The organism is Streptomyces sp. NPDC037389 (assembly GCF_040636475.1).
Classification (GTDB): Bacteria; Actinomycetota; Actinomycetes; order Streptomycetales; family Streptomycetaceae; genus Streptomyces; species Streptomyces hesseae.
On the sequence record NZ_JBEZUS010000002.1, the window covers coordinates 615,139 to 633,383 of the forward strand.

Annotated in this window: 16 protein-coding genes; 4 read left to right on the top strand and 12 right to left on the bottom strand. The window is 72.8% G+C overall.

From position 1 onward, the window contains the following. Positions 1 to 53: 53 nt before the first annotated feature. The gene (locus AB0E98_RS06320; protein ID WP_361699132.1) at positions 54 to 1,529 is read right to left on the bottom strand and encodes an aminotransferase class III-fold pyridoxal phosphate-dependent enzyme; all 1,476 of its coding nucleotides are present in this window, start codon (positions 1,527 to 1,529) and stop codon (positions 54 to 56) included. 262 nt (positions 1,530 to 1,791) lie between these two features. Here AB0E98_RS06320 and AB0E98_RS06325 point away from each other — a divergent pair, with 262 nt between their 5' ends. Then, positions 1,792 to 2,994 (top strand): hypothetical protein, encoded by a 1,203-nt coding sequence (locus AB0E98_RS06325; RefSeq protein WP_361699134.1) that lies wholly within the window; start codon positions 1,792 to 1,794, stop codon positions 2,992 to 2,994. A gap of 106 nt (positions 2,995 to 3,100) precedes the next feature. On the opposite strand, the gene hflX is transcribed toward AB0E98_RS06325, so the two are convergent. The 6 genes from hflX to miaA form a co-directional block, all read right to left on the bottom strand. Beyond that, on the bottom strand, positions 3,101 to 4,594 hold the full coding sequence (gene hflX / locus AB0E98_RS06330) for a GTPase HflX (RefSeq protein ID WP_361699136.1): 1,494 nt from the start codon (positions 4,592 to 4,594) through the stop codon (positions 3,101 to 3,103). 147 nt (positions 4,595 to 4,741) lie between these two features. After that, positions 4,742 to 6,226: a M1 family metallopeptidase gene (locus AB0E98_RS06335; RefSeq protein WP_361699138.1), complete on the bottom strand. Its 1,485-nt coding sequence runs from the start codon at positions 6,224 to 6,226 to the stop codon at positions 4,742 to 4,744. 158 nt (positions 6,227 to 6,384) lie between these two features. Then, positions 6,385 to 8,523 carry an HD domain-containing protein gene (locus tag AB0E98_RS06340; protein WP_361699140.1) on the bottom strand — a complete coding sequence of 713 codons (2,139 nt, stop codon included), beginning with the start codon at positions 8,521 to 8,523 and terminating at the stop codon, positions 6,385 to 6,387. A 200-nt stretch (positions 8,524 to 8,723) separates the two neighbouring features. After that, on the bottom strand, positions 8,724 to 9,611 hold the full coding sequence (gene dapF, locus AB0E98_RS06345) for a diaminopimelate epimerase (protein ID WP_361699142.1): 888 nt from the start codon (positions 9,609 to 9,611) through the stop codon (positions 8,724 to 8,726). A 53-nt stretch (positions 9,612 to 9,664) separates the two neighbouring features. Beyond that, positions 9,665 to 10,171, bottom strand: coding sequence for a hypothetical protein (locus tag AB0E98_RS06350; protein ID WP_361699144.1), 507 nt, complete (start codon positions 10,169 to 10,171; stop codon positions 9,665 to 9,667). Positions 10,172 to 10,248: 77 nt separating this feature from the next. Beyond that, positions 10,249 to 11,187: a tRNA (adenosine(37)-N6)-dimethylallyltransferase MiaA gene (gene miaA, locus AB0E98_RS06355; RefSeq protein WP_361699146.1), complete on the bottom strand. Its 939-nt coding sequence runs from the start codon at positions 11,185 to 11,187 to the stop codon at positions 10,249 to 10,251. 183 nt (positions 11,188 to 11,370) lie between these two features. Between miaA and AB0E98_RS06360 the strand changes: the two genes are divergently transcribed. Further along, positions 11,371 to 11,622 carry a hypothetical protein gene (locus AB0E98_RS06360; protein WP_311611003.1) on the top strand — a complete coding sequence of 84 codons (252 nt, stop codon included), beginning with the start codon at positions 11,371 to 11,373 and terminating at the stop codon, positions 11,620 to 11,622. A gap of 31 nt (positions 11,623 to 11,653) precedes the next feature. Further along, positions 11,654 to 11,911, top strand: coding sequence for an antitoxin (locus tag AB0E98_RS06365; RefSeq protein ID WP_361699148.1), 258 nt, complete (start codon positions 11,654 to 11,656; stop codon positions 11,909 to 11,911). Positions 11,912 to 12,114: 203 nt separating this feature from the next. On the opposite strand, the gene AB0E98_RS06370 is transcribed toward AB0E98_RS06365, so the two are convergent. From AB0E98_RS06370 to miaB, 3 genes are read right to left on the bottom strand one after another with little or no spacing between them, the layout of a single operon-like run. Further along, positions 12,115 to 12,825, bottom strand: a complete 711-nt coding sequence (locus AB0E98_RS06370) for a class III extradiol dioxygenase subunit B-like domain-containing protein (protein WP_361699150.1) — start codon at positions 12,823 to 12,825, stop codon at positions 12,115 to 12,117. A gap of 23 nt (positions 12,826 to 12,848) precedes the next feature. After that, positions 12,849 to 13,331 (bottom strand): hypothetical protein, encoded by a 483-nt coding sequence (locus AB0E98_RS06375; RefSeq protein WP_361699152.1) that lies wholly within the window; start codon positions 13,329 to 13,331, stop codon positions 12,849 to 12,851. A 22-nt stretch (positions 13,332 to 13,353) separates the two neighbouring features. After that, the gene (miaB, locus tag AB0E98_RS06380; RefSeq protein WP_361699154.1) at positions 13,354 to 14,850 is read right to left on the bottom strand and encodes a tRNA (N6-isopentenyl adenosine(37)-C2)-methylthiotransferase MiaB; all 1,497 of its coding nucleotides are present in this window, start codon (positions 14,848 to 14,850) and stop codon (positions 13,354 to 13,356) included. Positions 14,851 to 14,992: 142 nt separating this feature from the next. On the opposite strand from miaB, the gene AB0E98_RS06385 reads away from it, so the two are divergent. Then, positions 14,993 to 15,991 (top strand): TAXI family TRAP transporter solute-binding subunit, encoded by a 999-nt coding sequence (locus AB0E98_RS06385; protein ID WP_361699156.1) that lies wholly within the window; start codon positions 14,993 to 14,995, stop codon positions 15,989 to 15,991. A 65-nt stretch (positions 15,992 to 16,056) separates the two neighbouring features. Here the strand turns inward: AB0E98_RS06385 and AB0E98_RS06390 are convergent, their stop codons facing one another. Next, positions 16,057 to 17,463 (bottom strand): HAMP domain-containing sensor histidine kinase, encoded by a 1,407-nt coding sequence (locus AB0E98_RS06390; protein WP_361699158.1) that lies wholly within the window; start codon positions 17,461 to 17,463, stop codon positions 16,057 to 16,059. A 12-nt stretch (positions 17,464 to 17,475) separates the two neighbouring features. After that, positions 17,476 to 18,186 carry a response regulator transcription factor gene (locus tag AB0E98_RS06395; RefSeq protein WP_361699160.1) on the bottom strand — a complete coding sequence of 237 codons (711 nt, stop codon included), beginning with the start codon at positions 18,184 to 18,186 and terminating at the stop codon, positions 17,476 to 17,478. Positions 18,187 to 18,245: the final 59 nt, after the last annotated feature.

An 18,245-nucleotide genomic window follows, 5' to 3' on the forward strand; every position in this document is an offset into this window, starting at 1 on the left:
GCGTTCCGGCCGGGCTGCGGCGCCTTCCTCCTTCGGCGGTCTGGTGCGGCGGTCTAGGGGGCGGGGTGCCGGCGGACGGTGCGGGAGGCCGCGGCGACGGCGTCGGACAGCCGGTCGAGGACGGCCTCGGCCTGCTCGTCGGTGAGGGTGAGGGGCGGCAGCAGCCGGATCACCGGGGGGCGGCGGTCGCTCAGCCCGACGATCAGCCCGCGGCGCAGGCATTCCCGCTGTACGTCCTCGGCGAGGGCGATGGCGGAGGACGCACGACGGCTTGGGGCCGGAACGTCCGCGCCGGACACGGGCCCGGCTCCGGGAACGGATGCGGAGCCGGCCTCGGGATCGGTGACCTCGATGCCGATCATCAGCCCCTTGCCGCGTACGTCCGCGACGCACTCGTGCTCCCGCGCGAGCCGCCGCAGCCGTTCGAGCATCCGGGCGCCGAGGACGGCCGCACGGCGGTCCAGTCCGTTCTCCCTGATGTGGCGCAGGGTGGCCGTGCCCGCGGCCATGGCGAGCTGGTTGCCCTGGAAGGCGGCGGCCTCGTCCCGATGGCGCGGCCGGGCGCCGAGGTCGTCGCGGTGGACGATGACGGCGAGCGGGAGGCTGCCGCCGATGGCCCTGGACAGGACCATGACGTCGGGGACGACGCCACTGTGCTCGACGGCCCAGAAGGCGCCCGTGCGCCCGGCCCCCGTCCACGCCTCGTCAGCGATGAGCGGCACGGCCCGCGCCGCGGTGATGTCGCGGAGCCGTCGCAGCCGGTCGTCGGGCAGCGGCACCACTCCGTCACCCAGGACGGGCTCGACGACGAGCCCGGCGGGGAGCGGGATGTCCCGGTGAACGTCGCTGATCGGCCGGCCGGTCGGGCCGGTGTTCTCGATACGGACGTCGCCGAGCGGACAACCGGTCGCGCTGGTACTCCCGGCCGGGGACTCGTGCCCCTGCGGGAAGGCCTGAGGGAAGGTCAGCCGGGCCACCCACAGGCCCGGTACGTCCAGCACATCCCGTGCGTCCGGTTCGTCCGCCAAGGCGGCCTCCGGCACACCCTCCACCAACCCGCCGTCAGCGAGGGCGAGGAGCCCGTCGCGGCCGGTCGCGGCGCGGACGAGCCGGTAGGCATCCGCCATCGCGTCGGTGGCTGCGGGGCCGCAGAACCGGATGCGGGCCGAGTCGGCCAGTCCGCGCGGGAGGGTCGCGAACAGCTCGTCCGCGAAGGCCTCCTGGACGGGCGTGGCGAGGTCCGGGACCTGAAGCGGTGCCCCGGAGTCGAGCACGGCGCGGATGGCCTCCAAGACGACCGGGTGATTGTGGCCGAGCGCGAGGGCGCCACCGCCCGAGAGGCAGTCGAGGTAGCGGCGGCCGTCGGCGCCCTCGATGGTCAGGCCCCGGGCGCGCACGGGCACGACGGGCAGCGAGCGGGCGTACGTCCGGGCCGAGGGCTCCCGGGCCGGCTGCCGCCGGAGGGTGCCGGCGCGGCCGGGGCGGTGCGTCAAGGACGTCGCGGGCGGCGGTAGTCGGGTCTGGGCCATGGCTCGGTTACCTCCTCCTGCCCGCTGAACGATGGTCGGTCGTCCCCCGTACGTACCAACGACGCCGCGAGCTGCGGATCACGGTCCGATCGCAAGATCCTTCGTTCCGGAACCGAGGACCCGCCCGTGTCCGTCTCCCTCGGCACCGGCATAGTGGGGGCCTGCCCCTCACCGGGGCGGTGCATGACAAGTTCACGCCATGTCGCGCGCATAGCGGGCATGAGCCACCCAATACGCACAGATCACAGGGGGAGCCCACTCCATGCCATCGACAAGGCGGCCTGTTCTGGCCGCGGCAGCCCTCACCGCCGCCCTGGCGCTGTCGGCCACCGCGTGCGGCCCGTCCGACGACAAGGCCGGGGGCGACACCAAGCCCAGCGCGGCCGCGAGCCAGAAGGGCGACGACCTCCCCGGCCTGCCCAAGGGCATCTCCGCGGGGGACCTGGACAAGTGGAAGAAGAAGTGGCAGGACGGCGCATGGAAGAACTGGGACAAGGACCAGTGGCTCCGTGAGGCCCGCGACTTCATCAACCCCATCATCAAGGGCCACTGGAAGCCCGACACGATGAAGGACGCCCACTCCAGCGACAAGACGCTGGCCACCCAGGGCGCCCCCGGCACCGTGCCGGGCAGCGGGGCGAGCGACCAGGGCGTCACCGACCCGGAGCCGCGTCCGGTTACCGCCAAGGCCGTCGGTCTGCCGTACCACAACAACGCCGCCCCGGTGGGCAAGGTCTTCTTCGACAGCCCCGAGGGCCACATGGTCTGCTCGGGCACGGTCGTCAAGGACCCGGCACACCCCGGCAAGTCCAACCTGGTGTGGACCGCCGGCCACTGCGTCCACGCCGGCCAGAAGGGCGGCTGGTACCGGAACATCGCCTTCGTGCCGTCCTACAACGACAACGGTCTCCCGGGGGCGCAGGTCAACAGCGCTCCGGTGCAGGACGTCGCCCCGTACGGCCTGTGGTGGGCGGACTGGGCGCAGACGTCGTCGCAGTGGATCACGCAGGGCGCCGAGACCGGTGGCGCGGGTGCCCCGTACGACTTCTCCGTGCTCCATGTGAAGTCCGAGAACGGCAACGGGAAGTCCCTGGAGGAGACGGTCGGCAACGCCCTCACCGTCGACTTCAGCACCCCGCAGGTGAAGTCCATCAGCAGCATGGGGGCCTGGGGCTACCCCGCCGCGCCGCCCTTCGACGGGCAGAAGATGTACGACTGCGTGGACAAGCCGGGCCGTCTGACCATCGAGTCGTCGCAGCCCACGATGTACCGCATCGGCTGCACCATGACGGGCGGTTCGTCCGGCGGTGGCTGGTTCGCCAACGGTCCGGACGGCAAGCCGGTGCTGGTCTCCAACACCTCGATCGGCCCGGCCAACAGCACCTGGCTGGCGGGTCCGCGCCTGGGTCCGGAGGCCAAGGGCGTCTACGACGCGCTGAGCCAGAAGTTCGCGAGCAAGCAGTAGCCCGAAGCGGCGCCGCACAGCGCGAAGCGGCGCCGCGCACAGGACGAAGGCCCGCCCCGACCGACTTGAGTTCTAGTGGTCGGGGCGGGCCTTCGCCATGCCGGGGTCAGGGCCGGGCGGCCGGTACGAACCGCTGGAGCTCGGCGGCGAGCTCCTCATGGACCCGGGCCTTGATCAGCGTGCCCTCCGGGGTGTGCTCCTCGGAGATCACCTCGCCGTCCTTGTGCACCCGGGCGATCAGCGAGCCATGGGTGTACGGCACGAGCGCCTCGATCTCCACGGCGGGGCGCGGCAGCTCGGCGTCGATCAGGGCCAGCAGCTCCTCGATGCCCTCGCCGGTCCGCGCCGACACAGCGATCGAGTGCTTCTCTATGCGCAGCAGCCGCTGGAGAATCAGCGGATCGGCCGCGTCCGCCTTGTTGATCACCACGATCTCGGGCACGTCGACCGCGCCGACGTCCCGGATCACCTCGCGCACGGCGGCCAGCTGCTCCTCCGGCGCCGGGTGCGAGCCGTCCACCACGTGGAGGATCAGGTCGGAGTCGCCGACCTCCTCCATGGTGGAGCGGAACGCCTCGACGAGGTGGTGCGGCAGGTGCCGGACGAATCCGACGGTGTCGGCGAGGGTGTAGATCCGGCCCGATGGCGTCTCGGCCCGGCGGACGGTCGGGTCCAGGGTGGCGAACAGGGCGTTCTCCACCAGGACGCCCGCACCGGTGAGGCGGTTGAGCAGCGAGGACTTGCCGGCGTTGGTGTAGCCCGCGATGGCCACCGACGGGATCTTGTTCCGTCGGCGCTCCTGGCGCTTGATGTCGCGGCCGGTCTTCATCTCCGCGATCTCCCGGCGCATCTTCGCCATCTTCTCGCGGATCCGCCGCCGGTCCGTCTCGATCTTGGTCTCACCGGGACCACGGGTGGCCATACCGCCGCCGGAGGAACCGGAGCCACCACCACCCATCTGCCGGGACAGCGACTGGCCCCAGCCGCGCAGCCTCGGCAGCATGTACTGCATCTGGGCCAGGGAGACCTGGGCCTTGCCCTCGCGGGACTTGGCGTGCTGGGCGAAGATGTCGAGGATCAGGGCGGTGCGGTCGACGACCTTGACCTTGACGACGTCCTCGAGGTGAATGAGCTGGCCGGGGCTGAGTTCACCGTCGCAGACGACGGTGTCGGCGCCGCTCTCCAGGACGATGTCCCGCAGCTCCTGGGCCTTGCCCGAGCCGATGTAGGTCGCCGGGTCCGGCTTGTCGCGGCGCTGGGTCACGCCGTCGAGCACCTGCGCGCCGGCGGTCTCGGCGAGGGCGGCGAGCTCCGCGAGGGAGTTGTCGGCGTCCTGGACCGTGCCGGACGTCCAGACGCCGACCAGCACCACGCGCTCCAGGCGCAGCTGCCGGTACTCGACCTCGGTGACGTCCTCGAGCTCGGTGGAGAGCCCCGCGACGCGCCGCAGGGCCGCGCGCTCGGAACGGTCGTACTGCTCGCCGTCACGCTCCCCGTCGATCTCGTGGCTCCAGGCGACGTCCTCTTCCATCAGGGCGTCGGCCCGAAGGCTCTCCGGGAGGCTCTGCCGGTCCTGGGGAAGGGAAGAAGAGGAGGTCATTTGATCCTTTGCTTGATTGACGACTGTGCGCGGTGCCCGCCCTCACGGCGGGCGCTCACGGCATCGACAACGTCCGGCGCGCTCCGGAGATTCCCGGGGGCGGCCGCCTCGCCGACCCGTCGATGTTCCCATGCCGCCGCCGGGTCGTCACGCGGGTTTCGGCGGGGTCGTCTTCCAGTCGGGATGCCCGGGCATGGGCGGGGTCGTCCGCTCGTACAGCCAGGGACGGAGGAAGCGGGCCTGGTCCTGGCCGGAGACCTCGGAGGCGAGGGCGACGAAGTCGGCGGTGGTGGCGGTGGAGTCGTGGTAGCGGCGCACCCACTCGCGCTCCAAGCGGTCGAAGGCCGCCGCCCCGATCCGCTGGCGGAGGGCGTAGAGCACCAGGGCGCTGCCGTCGTAGCAGACCGGCCGGAAGATGCTGATCTTCTTGCCCGGCACGGGTGCCTTGATCGCCGCCGGGGGGCCTCCGTCGGCCCGCATCTGGTCGGAGAGCTGATAGGCGACGCGCATCCGGTCCACCAGCTTGCGGCCCTTGCGCTCCTCCGCGTACAGCGATTCGTACCAGGTGGCATGGCCCTCGTTGAGCCACAGGTCGGACCAGACGCGGGGGCTCACGCTGTCGCCGAACCACTGGTGGGCGAGCTCGTGAACCATGATCGACTCTACGTACCAGTCGGGGAAACCGGCCTTGGTGAAGACGTCGCGCTCGAAGAGGGAGAGGGTCTGCGTCTCCAGCTCGAAGCCGGTCGAGGCATCGGCGATGAGCACGCCGTAGGTCTCGAAGGGGTAGTTCCCGACCCGCTTCTCCATCCACGCGATCTGGTCGGGCGTCTTGGCGATCCAGCTCTCCAGGGCCTTCTGGTCGGCGGTGGGCACCACGTCCCGCAGCTTCAGCCCGCGCGGGCCGCCGCGCTGGGGCACGGTGGAGCGGCCGATGGCGACCTGGGCGAGCTCGGTGGCCATGGGGTGGAGGGTGCGATAGGTCCAGGTGGTGTTCGCCCCCTCGGTGGTGCGCCCGGCGGGCAGCCCGTTGGCGACCACGGTCAGCTCCTTGGGGGCGGTCACCCGGAAGGTGAACAGCGCCTTGTCGGAGGGATGGTCGTTGCCGGGGAAGACCCGGTGGCCGGCGTCGGCCTGATTGGCCATGACGAGGCCGTCGGCGGTGGGCACCCAGCCGCCCTCGCCCTCACCGCGCGGGTCGCTGGTGTGGTGGACGGTGACGGTGAACGAGCTGCCGGAGGGCACCGGCTCCGTCGGGGTGACGACCACGTCCTCCCCGGCGGGGGCGAACTGGGCGGGTGCGCCGTTGACCTCGACCGAGGCGATCGTGCCGTGGGTGAAGTCCATGTTGAAGCCGTCCAGCTGCGCACTGGACCGGGCGACGAACCGGGTCACGGCGTCCAGCGGCTGGTCGTTGGCGTGGTAGACGAGCGAGATGTCGTAGGCCGCGATGTCGTAGCCGGGGTTGCCAAGATGGGGGAAGAGCCGGTCGCCGATCCCCCGGGCCTCGGGGGTCGGCGGCGCGGCGGCACCCATGACCAGGACCGCCGCGGCCGCGAGGAGGGTGGCCCGGCGACGCGGGAAGCGCCGGCGCTGCGGGGAACGCTCCCCGGGGGCGGGTGAGTGCGACATGCTCCACCGCTACCAGCGCGTGCCCGCACGCCGGTGGCGGCGCGGCGTCGACCCACCCTTACGAGCGTCTTGGATGCTGGTACGAGTGTCGTATCGGACGATCGACGGGCCCGCTCCCCGGCAGGCGGGAGCGGGGCCACAGCCGACGGGAGCGGGGGCTACAGCGGGGCCGCCAACGACCGGCCCGCCCGCTCGACGTCGTAGACCCCCGGGACCCGGCGCATCGCCCGCATCAGCTCCGGCAGCTGGGCCGCGTCGGCCAGCTGGAGCGTGTAGGTGTGCCGTACGCGCTGCTCGTACGGCGGCTCGACGGCGGCGGAGATGACGGCGACCCCTTCGGCCGCGATGGCCTCGGTCAGGTCGGCGAGGAGATGCGGTCTGCTGAACGACTCCGCCCGCAGGGTCACGCGGTAGTCCCCGCCGCCCGTTCCGTCCGGGCTGCGCCAGCGCACCTCCACCGGCTGCCGTCCCGAGGTGACCATCCGGTCCACGACGGGGCACGGGGCACGGTGGACCGTGACGGTGCCGCCGCGCACCGCGAAACCGGTGACCTCGTCGGGCGGTACGGGGGTGCAACAACCCGCCAGCCGGACGCTCACGGCCGCCCGCCCGCCCTCGCCCGCCGCTCCGGTGACGACGGCGACGGGGTCGCGCGCGGCGGAGGCGGCCCGGGGGGCGGTCCGGGGCGGGCCGGGGGCGGGCGGCGCCGCCGGGGGGCCGTCGGCGGCTGGGTCGGGGGCCGGGTGGGCGGCCAGCCACCGGTCGATGGCGATCCGGGCCGCCGGCGTACGCGCGTGCTCGCGCCACTCGGGCGAGGGGCCGGAGGCGCTGTCGGGGGACATCAGCAGATGGAGGGTGTCGCCGTCGCGCAGCACCGTGCCGAGGGTGGCCAGCCGGCCGTTGACCCGGGCGCCGATGCAGTGGTGGGCCCCGTCGCCGTACTGGACGTAGGCCGCGTCGACACAGCTGGAGCCCGCCGGGAGGCCGATGGTGCCGCCGTCGGCCCGGAAAACCGTGACCTCGCGGTCCTGGGCGAGCTCGTCGCGCAGGGAGGTCCAGAAGGTGTCGGGGTCGGGGGTGGCGCGCTGCCATTCCAGGAGGCGGGAGAGCCAGCCGGGGCGGGTGGGGTCGACGCGCTCGCCGTCCGGCGCGTCGGGGGCTTCGGGGGCCGCGTAGGGGTTGCCGAGGGCGACGACGCCGGCCTCGGCGACCCGGTGCATCCGGTGGGTGCGGATGAGGACTTCGGCCGCCTGACCGTCCTCGCCGGCGACGGCCGTGTGCAGCGACTGGTAGAGGTTGAACTTGGGGACGGCGATGAAGTCCTTGAACTCCGAGATGAACGGTGTGAAGCAGGTGTGCAGCTCGCCGAGGACCGCGTAGCAGTCCGCGTCCTCGGCGACCAGGACGAGCAGCCGGCCCAGGTCGGAGCCGGTGAGCTCGCCGCGCTTGATCCGCACCCGGTGCACGGAGACGAAATGGCGGCGGCGGACGTGGACTTCCGCGGCGATGCCCGCCTCGCGCAGGACGGCGCGCACCCGCGTCGCGGTGGCCTCCAGGGGGTCGGGGCGATCGGCGTGGGCGAGGACGAGGTCACGGGTGCGGGCGTACTCGTCGGGGTGGAGGATGGCGAAGACCAGGTCCTCCAGCTCGGTCTTGAGGGCCTGGACGCCCAGCCGCTCGGCGAGGGGGATCAGTACGTCGCGGGTGACCTTGGCGATGCGCGCCTGCTTTTCGGGGCGCATGACGCCGAGGGTGCGCATGTTGTGCAGGCGGTCGGCGAGCTTGATGGACATGACCCGGACGTCGTTCCCGGTGGCCACGAGCATCTTGCGGAAGGTCTCGGGCTCGGCGGCGGCGCCGTAGTCGACCTTCTCCAGCTTGGTGACGCCGTCGACCAGGAAGCGCACCTCCTCGCCGAAGGCCTCCCCCACCTGATCGAGGGTCACCTCGGTGTCCTCGACCGTGTCGTGGAGGAGGGACGCGGTCAAGGTGGTGGTCTCGGCGCCCAGTTCGGCCAGGATCAGGGTGACGGCGAGGGGGTGGGTGATGTAGGGCTCGCCGCTCTTGCGCGTCTGGCCGCGGTGGGAGGACTCGGCGAGGACATAGGCCCGGTGGAGGATGTCCAGGTCGGCCCCGGGGTGGTGGGCGCGGTGGACCTTCGCGACGTGGTCGATGGCATCGGGGAGGCGGCCGCGGGCGCCGGAGCCGCTGAGCGCTGCGCGCCCCAGTCGTCTCAGGTCGATGCGGCGGCCGCGCCTGCGGCCGGGAGCACCGGTGTTCGTGACCTCTGCGCCCATGGGCACCTCCGGCAGCGTCGACCGGCGGTCGGCTCACGCCTCCAGGCCGGTGCTTGATGCTACCGAGCCCATCACGCACCGCTCACCCGCTCTCGCCCAGAGTGAAACGGATCACCCATTCGAGGGAGCCGAGGCATGACACGGGCCGAGCGGCAAACGGTGGCGCGCCTCTGCGGGCGTCAGAACGGTGGCTGCGGGCGTCAGACCGTGACAGCGAAGCGGGAGGCGTCGAAGACGCCCTCCGCGACGATCACGGCGGGCCCGGTCATCTCGACGGTGCCGTCCGGGGTCTCGCTGATCACCAGGCGTCCGCCGGGGACGTCCACGGTGTACGTGACGGGGTGGCCCAGGACGGCCGGGTCGGCGCCGTCGCGGCGGGCCGTCGCGACCATCACGGCGCAGGCGCCCGTGCCGCACGAGCGCGTCTCGCCCGAGCCCCGCTCGTGGACCCGCATGGCGACGTGGCGGGGGCCGCGGTCGACGACGAACTCCACGTTGACGCCGTCCGGGTAGGTGGCGGCGGGGGCGACGGCGGGGGCGGTGTACAGGTTCCCGGCGTCGGCGAGGTCGTCGATGAAGGAGACCGCGTGCGGGTTGCCCATGTTGACGTTGCGCGCGGGCCAGTCGCGCTCACCGACGGTGACGGTGACCTCGCCCTCGGGGAGCTCGGCCCGGCCCATGGCGACGGTGATCCCGCCGGGCTCGCCCTCGGGGCCCGGCTTGGCGATGTGGGCGTGACGGACGCCGGCGCGGGTGGCGATCGCGAGGTCGCCCTCCTCGGCGAGGCCCGCCGCCTGGAGGTAGCGCGCGAACACCCGGACGCCGTTGCCGCACATCTCGGCGACGCTGCCGTCGCTGTTGCGGTAGTCCATGAACCACTCGGCCTCGTCGGCCATCGCCCGCGCCTCGGGGTGCGCGGCGGAGCGCACGACCCGGAGCACGCCGTCCGCGCCTATGCCCGCACGCCGGTCGCACAGGAGCGCGACAGCGGCCGGGGACAGCTCCAGGCGCCCGCCGTGGTCGGGGATGATCACGAAGTCGTTCTCGGTGCCGTGACCCTTGAGGAAGGCGATCTGCGCGGTGCTCACGCTTCGATGGTACGGGTCCCCGCCCGGGCGCCTTCCGCCGGTCCCGGCGCGGGTCAGCGCAGTCGCGCCACGCGCAGGACGGCGAGGAGGACCACCACGGCGACGACGGCCGTGTACCCGGCCACGTACCGCCAGTCCGGGCGCCGCCCGGAGCCGCGCGGCGGCAGGCCCGGCCAGGTGTAGCCCACGCGACGGGCCGCCATCACGCCCCAGCCGGCGGCGCAACAACTGATGAGCAGGCCGAGGACGGCGACGAGGGGCCCGCCGTCGCCGAACTCGAAGGCGAGCGGGAAGGCGAACATCAGCGAGCCGACGGCCGCCAGCACGACGATGGGCGCGATCTGCCACAGCCGGAGCCTGCGCGGCGGGCGCAGCTCGCGGAAGGAAGCGGGCGCCGTCGCGTCCGCCGTCGTCCCCTCGGTCTCCTCGGGGCCGTCCGGGGTCAGCACGTCCGGCTCTCCCCCGGCCGCCGCCGGGAGGTCCTCCCAGGACTGCGGCTGATGCGGTCTGTCACGAGGGCCGGCCTCCATCGCCACGCGCCCTCCCAACTCGGACTCCACGGCTCGATCGAAGCTTGATGATGGCACGTCGGACACGCTCCCCATGGCGTGCGGAGCGTCCCGATGCCATCACGTGATCAGGCTGTAATAGCCCGTTCGACCAACGCCAGCGCTCGCTCGGGAAGTTCCGCCCGCCGGTCGGCGGCACCGCTCAGCCAGTGGACACGGGAATCCCGCCGGAACCACGAGTCCTGCCGGCGCGCGAAGCGCTTGGTGGCCCGGACGGTCTCGGCGCGGGCCTCCTCCTCGGTGCACTCCCCCGCCAGGAAGGCGAGCACCTGCTGATAGCCGAGTGCGCGTGAGGCCGTGCGCCCCTCGCGCAGTCCCTCGCGCTCCAGGGCGCGCACCTCGTCGACGAGCCCGGCCTCCCACATCCGGTCCACCCGGACGGTGATCCGCTCGTCCAGTTCGGGGCGCTCGACGTCCACGCCGATCTGCACGGCGTCGTAGACGGGCTCCTCGCCGGGCAGGTTCGCCGTGAAGGGACGGCCGGTGAGCTCGATGACCTCCAGGGCGCGCACGATGCGGCGGCCGTTGCCGGGCAGGATCGCGCGGGCGGCGGCCGGGTCGGCGGCGGCCAGCCGGGAGTGGAGCGCGCCCGGGCCGAGCTCCTCGAGCTCGGCCTCCAGCCGGGCCCGTACGGCCGGGTCGGTGCCGGGGAAGTCCATGGCGTCGATGGTGCCCTTGACGTAGAGCCCGGAGCCCCCGACGAGGATCGGTGTGCGGCCCTCGGCGAGCAGCCGGTCGATCTCGGCCCGGGCCAGCCGCTGGTACTCGGCGACGCTCGCGGCCACCTTGACATCCCAGATGTCGAGCAGGTGGTGCGGCACGCCCTGCCGCTCCTCCATGGTCAGTTTGGCCGTGCCGATGTCCATGTCGCGGTAGAGCTGCATGGAGTCGGCGTTGACGACCTCGCCGCCCAGGTGCTGGGCGAGGGCGACGCCGAGATCGGACTTGCCTGCCGCCGTGGGACCGACGACGGCGATGACCCGGGGTGCGGGAGCTGCGTTTCTCACCGCTTCAGTCTCCCAAACCTCCGGAGCACCCCACGAACGAGCGACGTGACGCGACGCAGACGGGTTCGTTGCCTGTTGCGAGGTTCCGAGAGCCGGTTCGCGGACCGGCGTGCGTGAGCGGCGCCATGGGACGCCCCTGACGACGCGGGATTTCGCTCACACCAGTAAGGTAATGGAGTAGATATGGGCGTGTTTGCAAGGCTTCTCGGCAGGTCGTCGTCGAAGTCCTCGGCGTCAACGGAAGAGGCCGCGGCTGCCACTCCGACGGCGGAATCCACGGACGCCGACGGGACGGCCGAGGCGCAGCCGGAGGAGGCGGCCGAGGCCAAGGCCGAGGAGACCGCGGACGAGACGGCCGAGGGAGTGGAGATCCCGAAGCAGCAGTCGGCGGAGAAGGCAGCCGACAGCGAGGCCGGTGAAGGCGCCCGCAAGTAGGTTCGGCAAGGAAAGACGAGGGGCGGTCACCATGGGCCTGATGGACAATCTCAAGGCCAAGCTCGGTCCACTGAAGGACAAGGCCGGCGATCTCGCGCAGCAGCACGGGGGCAAGATCGAGCAGGGGCTCGAGAAGGCCGCCAAGGTGGTCGACGAGAAGACCAAGGGCAAGTACAGCAGCCAGATCCGGACCGGTACGGGCAAGGCCAAGGACGCCCTCGGCCGCCTGGCCGAGCAGGACGGCAAGCCCGGGGGCCCGGCCGGCGGCAAGGGCTCCGAGGCCTCCTGACCCTCGTCATCACCTCAGTCGGCGACGGCCGGGGGGGCGCGCGCCCCGCCCCAGCCCGAGGGCGGCCCCCCCCGCCCCCCCCACACCCACTCACCCACCACAGGCGCCCCCGCCGGGGCCCCGCGCCCCCCGCCCGTCGCCGTATGCGCGCCGCGACCTCGCGGCCCCCGGCTGGGCGGCCGGCGCCGCCCCGACCGGAGGGATTACGACCAGGCGGCCACGAAGTAGCCCACTCCGTACGGCGCCTCGTCGTACAGCAGCGCGCCGTTCAGCGCCGCGCCCTCCCCCGCGCCCGCCAGGACTTGCCAGGGGGCGCGTCCGGCCGCCTGGAGCTCGCGGGCCAGCCCGGGGTCCAGGGCGGCCAGGGCGGCCGTGTCGGCGGCTCCCAGGGCCCGTGCCGCCTCCGCGTCGAAGGGCTCGGCCCGCTCGTCCAGATAGCCCGGCGCCTTCACCGTGCGGCAGGCGCTGCCGTCGCCCATCACCAGGAGCGCGGTCCGCTCCGCCGCGGCTGCCAGTTCCCGGCCGGCCTCCAGGCACCGCCCGCTCTCCAGCCCAGCTCCGACGCCCAGGCCCTCGACCGGCGCTGCGGCCCACTTCGTACGCTCCAGCAGCCACGCCGCGACGGCCAGGGACTGCGGGAGCCGGCGCTCACCGGCGGGATCCGCCGCGCCGAGCCGTACGTCGAGGTCCACGCCCAGGCCGTGGAAGGACCCGGGGGAACCCTGTGGGTAGGTGCCGTCACCGTCGTGCGGGGCGGGGCCCACGACGACGAGCCGGTCGGGCCGGGCGGCCGCCAGCACGGCCACCGCGTCCAGGCAGGCGGCCCGCAGGCCGTCCAGCTCGGGCGCGGCCCCGGCGGCCACGTCGGGGACCAGCAGGGGCGGGCAGGGGCATACTGCGGCGGCGACGAGCATGGCCGCACCCTAGCAATTCGCGATCAGTGGTTGTCAGGCTTCCCGGGCCCGTTTCCCGAACCGTCGCGCAGCCATTTCTCCGCCGGGTCCCAGGGCTCGGGCACCGGCTCGGGCACGGGCCGCGGGGGCTTGGGCTCCGGCGGCGGGAACGGCTCGGCGTGCCGGTCCTCCGGCCGCCTGTCCCCATAGGCGTTCAGCGGGGGTTCCGGATCGTCCGGCTCGGGCGGTCGCGGATCGCTGTCGTACAGCAGCTCCGCCACGCTGAAGCGGGTGATGAAGGTGTCCCACACCCCGTCCACCACCTGCGCGAACCCGTCCGCGGTCCGCAGCAGGCGGGTGCGCCTGGGGCTGAAGGGATGCTGCGGCACATAGCGCCGGGCACGCGCCTCGAGCTCTCGCAGAGCCTCCTCGCGCGTGCCCTCGACGTGGGCGACGACGGCGGCCGTCCAGTGCTTGCGCTCCGCCGACCCCGTCGTCGTCTCGATGACGAGCCCCCAGGTCGTCATATCGCCCCCCCCCTGTGGCCGCTCAGTCGCAGCCGCAGCCCGGCCCCGCCGCGGGCGCCGGAGTCGGCGTGGGAGCGCCGATGCGCGGGAGGCCCAGCATCACGCCCTTGGGCTTCTCCGCCGGAGCGGCGTTGCGCTTCTCCCAGGCGTCGCCCGCGCGCGTGCGGCGGACGGCCTTCGACGGGCCCTCGGCCAGCAGGTGGTGCGGGGCGGCGTAGGTGATCTCGACGGTGACCACGTCGCCCGGGCGCACGTCCTCGTCCGGCTTGGTGAAGTGCACCAGGCGGTTGTCGGGGGCGCGGCCGGAGAGGCGCCGGGTGGCGTCGTCCTTGCGGCCCTCGCCCTCGGCGACCATGACCTCCAGGACCCGGCCGACCTGCTTCTTGTTCTCCTCCCAGGAGATCTCCTCCTGGAGGGCGACCAGACGCTCGTAGCGCGCCTGCACGACCTCCTTGGGGATCTGCCCGTCCATGGTCGCCGCCGGGGTGCCGGGGCGCTTGGAGTACTGGAAGGTGAAGGCGTTCGCGAAGCGGGCCTCGCGGACCACGTGCATGGTCTGCTCGAAGTCCTCCTCGGTCTCGCCGGGGAAGCCCACGATGATGTCGGTGGAGATGGCGGCGTCCGGCATGGCGGCGCGCACCTTCTCGATGATGCCCAGGAAGCGATCCTGGCGGTACGAGCGGCGCATCGCCTTGAGGACCGTGTCCGAGCCGGACTGGAGCGGCATGTGCAGCTGGTGCATCACGTTCGGCGTCTCGGCCATAGCGGCGATCACGTCGTCGGTGAAGTCGCGCGGGTGGGGCGAGGTGAAGCGGACGCGCTCCAGGCCCTCGATCTGGCCGCACGCGCGCAGCAGCTTGGAGAACGCCTCGCGGTCGCCCATGTCGGAGCCGTAGGCGTTGACGTTCTGGCCGAGGAGGGTGATCTCGCTGACGCCCTCGGCGACGAGCGCCTCGACCTCGGCGAGGATGTCGCCCGGGCGGCGGTCCTTCTCCTTGCCGCGCAGCGCGGGGACGATGCAGAAGGTGCAGGTGTTGTTGCAGCCGACGGAGATGGAGACCCAGGCCGCGTAGGCGCTCTCGCGGCGCGTCGGCAGCGTGGAGGGGAACGCCTCCAGCGACTCGGCGATCTCGACCTGCGCCTCCTCCTGGACGCGGGCGCGCTCCAGCAGCACCGGCAGCTTGCCGATGTTGTGGGTGCCGAAGACGACATCGACCCAGGGGGCCCGCTTGACGATAGTGTCGCGGTCCTTCTGGGCGAGGCAGCCGCCGACGGCGATCTGCATGCCGGGCCGCTTCGTCTTCATCGGGGCCAGGCGGCCGAGATTGCCGTACAGCTTGTTGTCGGCGTTCTCCCGCACCGCGCAGGTGTTGAAGACGACGACGTCGGCATCGCCCTCGGCGGTGCCTTCGGGCGCGCGGACATAGCCCGCGTCCTCCAGCAGGCCGGACAGCCGCTCGGAGTCATGGACGTTCATCTGGCACCCGTAGGTGCGCACCTCGTATGTCTTCGCACTCATCTCAATCGACCAGGGTACGTGGTCGCTCGGACAGCCCGCCCCCGCGATTCCCCGGCACCCGTCTCCCGCGCCGTGATCACCGCCCCGCGACGCCTCTCGCCGAGGCCTGGTCGGCGGGGCGGCGGACTGGCAGGATCCGACCGTGCTTCCCCGATTCGCGCGCCCGGGCGGGCGCCGCGCCGCGCGGGCGGGCGCGGTGGCGACCGCCGTGCTCGCCCTGCTGCTGTGGTCGTTGTGGCCGCCCGACCGCGGCCCGGCGCCGACCGGGGAGATCAGGGTCGCGACGGGGGTGGCGACCGGGGTGTACGAGAGGTACGGCAAGGTCCTCAAGGAGAACCTTGCCCGGGAGGTGCCGGCCCTGAGGGTACGGCTGCGGCCCAGTCAGGGCTCCCTCGACAATCTGCGGCAGCTCACGAGCGGCGAGGCCGACTTCACCTTCGCCACGGCCGACGCGGTGGCCACCTACCGGGACCGCAAACAGCCGGGCGCCGGACGGCTGCGGGCGTGCGCGCGGCTCTACGACGACTACATGCAGCTGGTGGTGCGCAAGGACTCCCCGGTGCAGTCCACCCGGGATCTGGCGGGGCTGCGGGTGGGGGTGGGCGCGGACGGGTCGGGGGTGCAGCTGATCACCCGGCGGCTGCTCCAGGCCGCCCGACTCGACTTCGAGAAGGACATCACACCGCGGCGGGTGGGCATCGACCAGATGCCGGGGCTGCTGGAGAACGGCGAGCTCGACGCGTTCTTCTGGTCCGGCGGGCTGGCCACCGACGCCGTCAGCAAACTGGGAAAGCGGCTGCCGATAAGGCTCGTCCAGCTCGGGGACCTCATCGAGCCCCTGCACCGGATGGGACGGCAGACGCGCTACTACCGGTCGGCGATGATGCCGACGGACGCCTATCCCGAGCTGAACGCCCCCGGCGTCGTCCAGACGATCGCGATCGCGAATCTCCTTGTCACCAGGGACAACACCGACGCGGATCTCACCGAGAGCGTCACCCGCACGGTGATAGAGAGCCGCGACCCCATCGGCAAGAAGGTGAACGCCGCGCAGAAGGTGGACCTCCGCACGGCCATCTTCACCGACCCCCTGGAGCTCCACGCCGGAGCGCGCCGCTATTACCTGTCGGCCAAGCCGTAAACATCCTTTCCGGGGACGGTCGCGGTCGCGACGCGGAACGCCCGCGCACCCGGGACGTGGTGGGCTCAGCCGCCATGGCGCGGGACGGTGATCGTCGCGCGCAGCCCGGTCGGCCTGTTCGGCTCGTACGTGAGCGTGGCCCCGCCGGCGGCGAGCAGGGCGCGGGAGATGGACAGCCCGAGGCCGGAACCGGAGACGTTCTGGTGGCGGCTGCTGCGCCAGAAGCGGTCGCCGACGCGGGTGAGCTCCTCCTCGGTGAGGCCGGGGCCGCCGTCGGCCACCGTGATGTCGACCCGGTCACCCGAAACGGCGACGGTGACCTCGACACGGGCGTTCTCGGGTGTGAACTTGAGCGCGTTGTCCACGATCGCGTCGAGCGCGCTGGAGAGGGCGACGGGGTCGGCCCAGCCGGTCGCCGCGGCGGGCCCCCGGTAGGTGAGGGCGATCTTCTCGCGGTCGGCGACCGGGGACCAGGCGCCCACCCGGTCGGCGACGATCTCGGCGATGTCGGTGAGCTGGGAGTCGCCCGGGTCGTGCTCGGCCAGGGCGAGGTCCAGCAGGTCGTCCAGGACGCGGGCCAGCCGCTTGCCCTCGGCGCGCACCGAGGTGACCTCCCCGTGGCCCTCGGGCAGGTCGAGGGCCAGCAGGTCGATGCGCAGCAGCAGCGCGGAGAGCGGGTTGCGCAGCTGGTGCGAGGCATCGGCGACGAAGGCGCGCTGCTGCTCCAGGACGTCCTCGACGTTGTCGGCCATCTCGTTGAACGAGCGTGCCAGTCTGCGCAGTTCCGGGGGGCCGCTGTCGGCGACGACCCGGGACTTCATCCTGCCGGTGGCGATGTCGTGGGCGGCGACGTCGAGGGTGCGTACGGGCTTGAGCACCCACCCGGTGAGCCGGAACGCCGCCGCGACAGCGACCAGCATCGCCGCCGTCTCCCCGGCCGCGATCAGCAGCCAGTCGCGCAGGATGAGGGAGCGCAGCCGGCCGGTGGGCGAGTCCGTGACGACGACGGCGACGACGTCGCTGTCGCGGATGACGGGTGAGGCGACGGTGAGCCGGTCCTGGTGCCAGGGCCAGATCTGTCCGGGATCGCGGCTGCGGCGCCCGGCCAGCGCGTCCTGGAAGGCCGCCCAGCTCTCGCCGCTCCGGGGCAGCACCCAGCCCGCGGGGGCGACCGTCAGGGGCTTTCCCTCGCGGGAGAAGACGCCGGCGCGGATGCCGTACAGCTTCTCGTAGCGGGCGAGTTCGTGCTGGAGGCTGAGCTGCCGGTCGCCGCTCTCGCCACCCTGGGACGGCTCGGGGGTGCGGTAGCCGGCGAACTGGGCGAGGGCGGCGAAGCGGGCGGTGTCGTCGATGCGGTCGACGACGACGTGCTGCTGGCGCACGGCGGCCAAGCCGGCGGCCAGCGGAAGGCCGAGGGTCATCAGGATGCCCGCCATCAGCACGATGAGCAGCGGGAGGAGTCGGGCGCGCACGGGGTGCCGCGACTACCGGACCGGAACGACGATCTTGTAGCCCACGCCCCGGACGGTCTCGATGAGGGCGGGCATCCGCAACTTGGCGCGCAGCGAGGCGATGTGCACCTCCAGGGTGCGTCCGGTCCCTTCCCAGCTGGTGCGCCACACCTCGCTGATGATCTGTTCCCTGCGGAAGACGACCCCGGGGCGCTGGGCGAGCAGTGCCAGCAGGTCGAACTCCTTGCGGGTGAGGGCGACGGCCGAGCCGTCCACGCAGACACGGCGGTTGGGGAGCTCGATGGTCAGGGCGCCCAGGCTGAGGACGCCCGGGTCGCCCTCGGGGGCGTGCGGCTGGCCCTGTGCGCTCTCGTGGGGCGGGTTGCGCCGGGCGACGGCGTGGATACGGGCGAGCAGTTCACCGGTGTCGTAGGGCTTGACCACGTAGTCGTCGGCGCCGAGGTTCAGGCCGTGGATCTTCGAGCGGGTGTCGGCGCGGGCGGTCACCATGATGACGGGCGTGGTGGTGCGCTTGCGGATCCCGCCGCAGACCTCGAAGCCGTCCTGATCGGGCAGTCCGAGGTCGAGCAGGACGACGCCGAAGGGCGACCGTTCGCCCGGGAGCAGGGCCCGGAGGGCCTCCTCACCGCTCCGGGCGTGGGTGACGTCGAAGCCGTGCCGGGCCAGGACGGCGGACAGGGCCGCGGCGACGTGGTCGTCGTCCTCCACGAGCAGCAGTCTCATCGGCCCCCTCCACGCGGCTCGGTGCGGTATCACCGCATCCACGCCGATGCGCTCCCGGT

Coding starts and splice junctions, on each gene's coding strand:
- AB0E98_RS06320 (WP_361699132.1), bottom strand. CDS start 1,529: ATGGCCCAGACCCGACTACCGCCGCCCGCGACGTCCTTGACGCACCGC.
- AB0E98_RS06325 (WP_361699134.1), top strand. CDS start 1,792: ATGCCATCGACAAGGCGGCCTGTTCTGGCCGCGGCAGCCCTCACCGCC.
- hflX (WP_361699136.1), bottom strand. CDS start 4,594: ATGACCTCCTCTTCTTCCCTTCCCCAGGACCGGCAGAGCCTCCCGGAG.
- AB0E98_RS06335 (WP_361699138.1), bottom strand. CDS start 6,226: ATGTCGCACTCACCCGCCCCCGGGGAGCGTTCCCCGCAGCGCCGGCGC.
- AB0E98_RS06340 (WP_361699140.1), bottom strand. CDS start 8,523: ATGGGCGCAGAGGTCACGAACACCGGTGCTCCCGGCCGCAGGCGCGGC.
- AB0E98_RS06360 (WP_311611003.1), top strand. CDS start 11,371: ATGGGCGTGTTTGCAAGGCTTCTCGGCAGGTCGTCGTCGAAGTCCTCG.
- AB0E98_RS06365 (WP_361699148.1), top strand. CDS start 11,654: ATGGGCCTGATGGACAATCTCAAGGCCAAGCTCGGTCCACTGAAGGAC.
- AB0E98_RS06370 (WP_361699150.1), bottom strand. CDS start 12,825: ATGCTCGTCGCCGCCGCAGTATGCCCCTGCCCGCCCCTGCTGGTCCCC.
- AB0E98_RS06375 (WP_361699152.1), bottom strand. CDS start 13,331: ATGACGACCTGGGGGCTCGTCATCGAGACGACGACGGGGTCGGCGGAG.
- miaB (WP_361699154.1), bottom strand. CDS start 14,850: ATGAGTGCGAAGACATACGAGGTGCGCACCTACGGGTGCCAGATGAAC.
- AB0E98_RS06395 (WP_361699160.1), bottom strand. CDS start 18,186: ATGAGACTGCTGCTCGTGGAGGACGACGACCACGTCGCCGCGGCCCTG.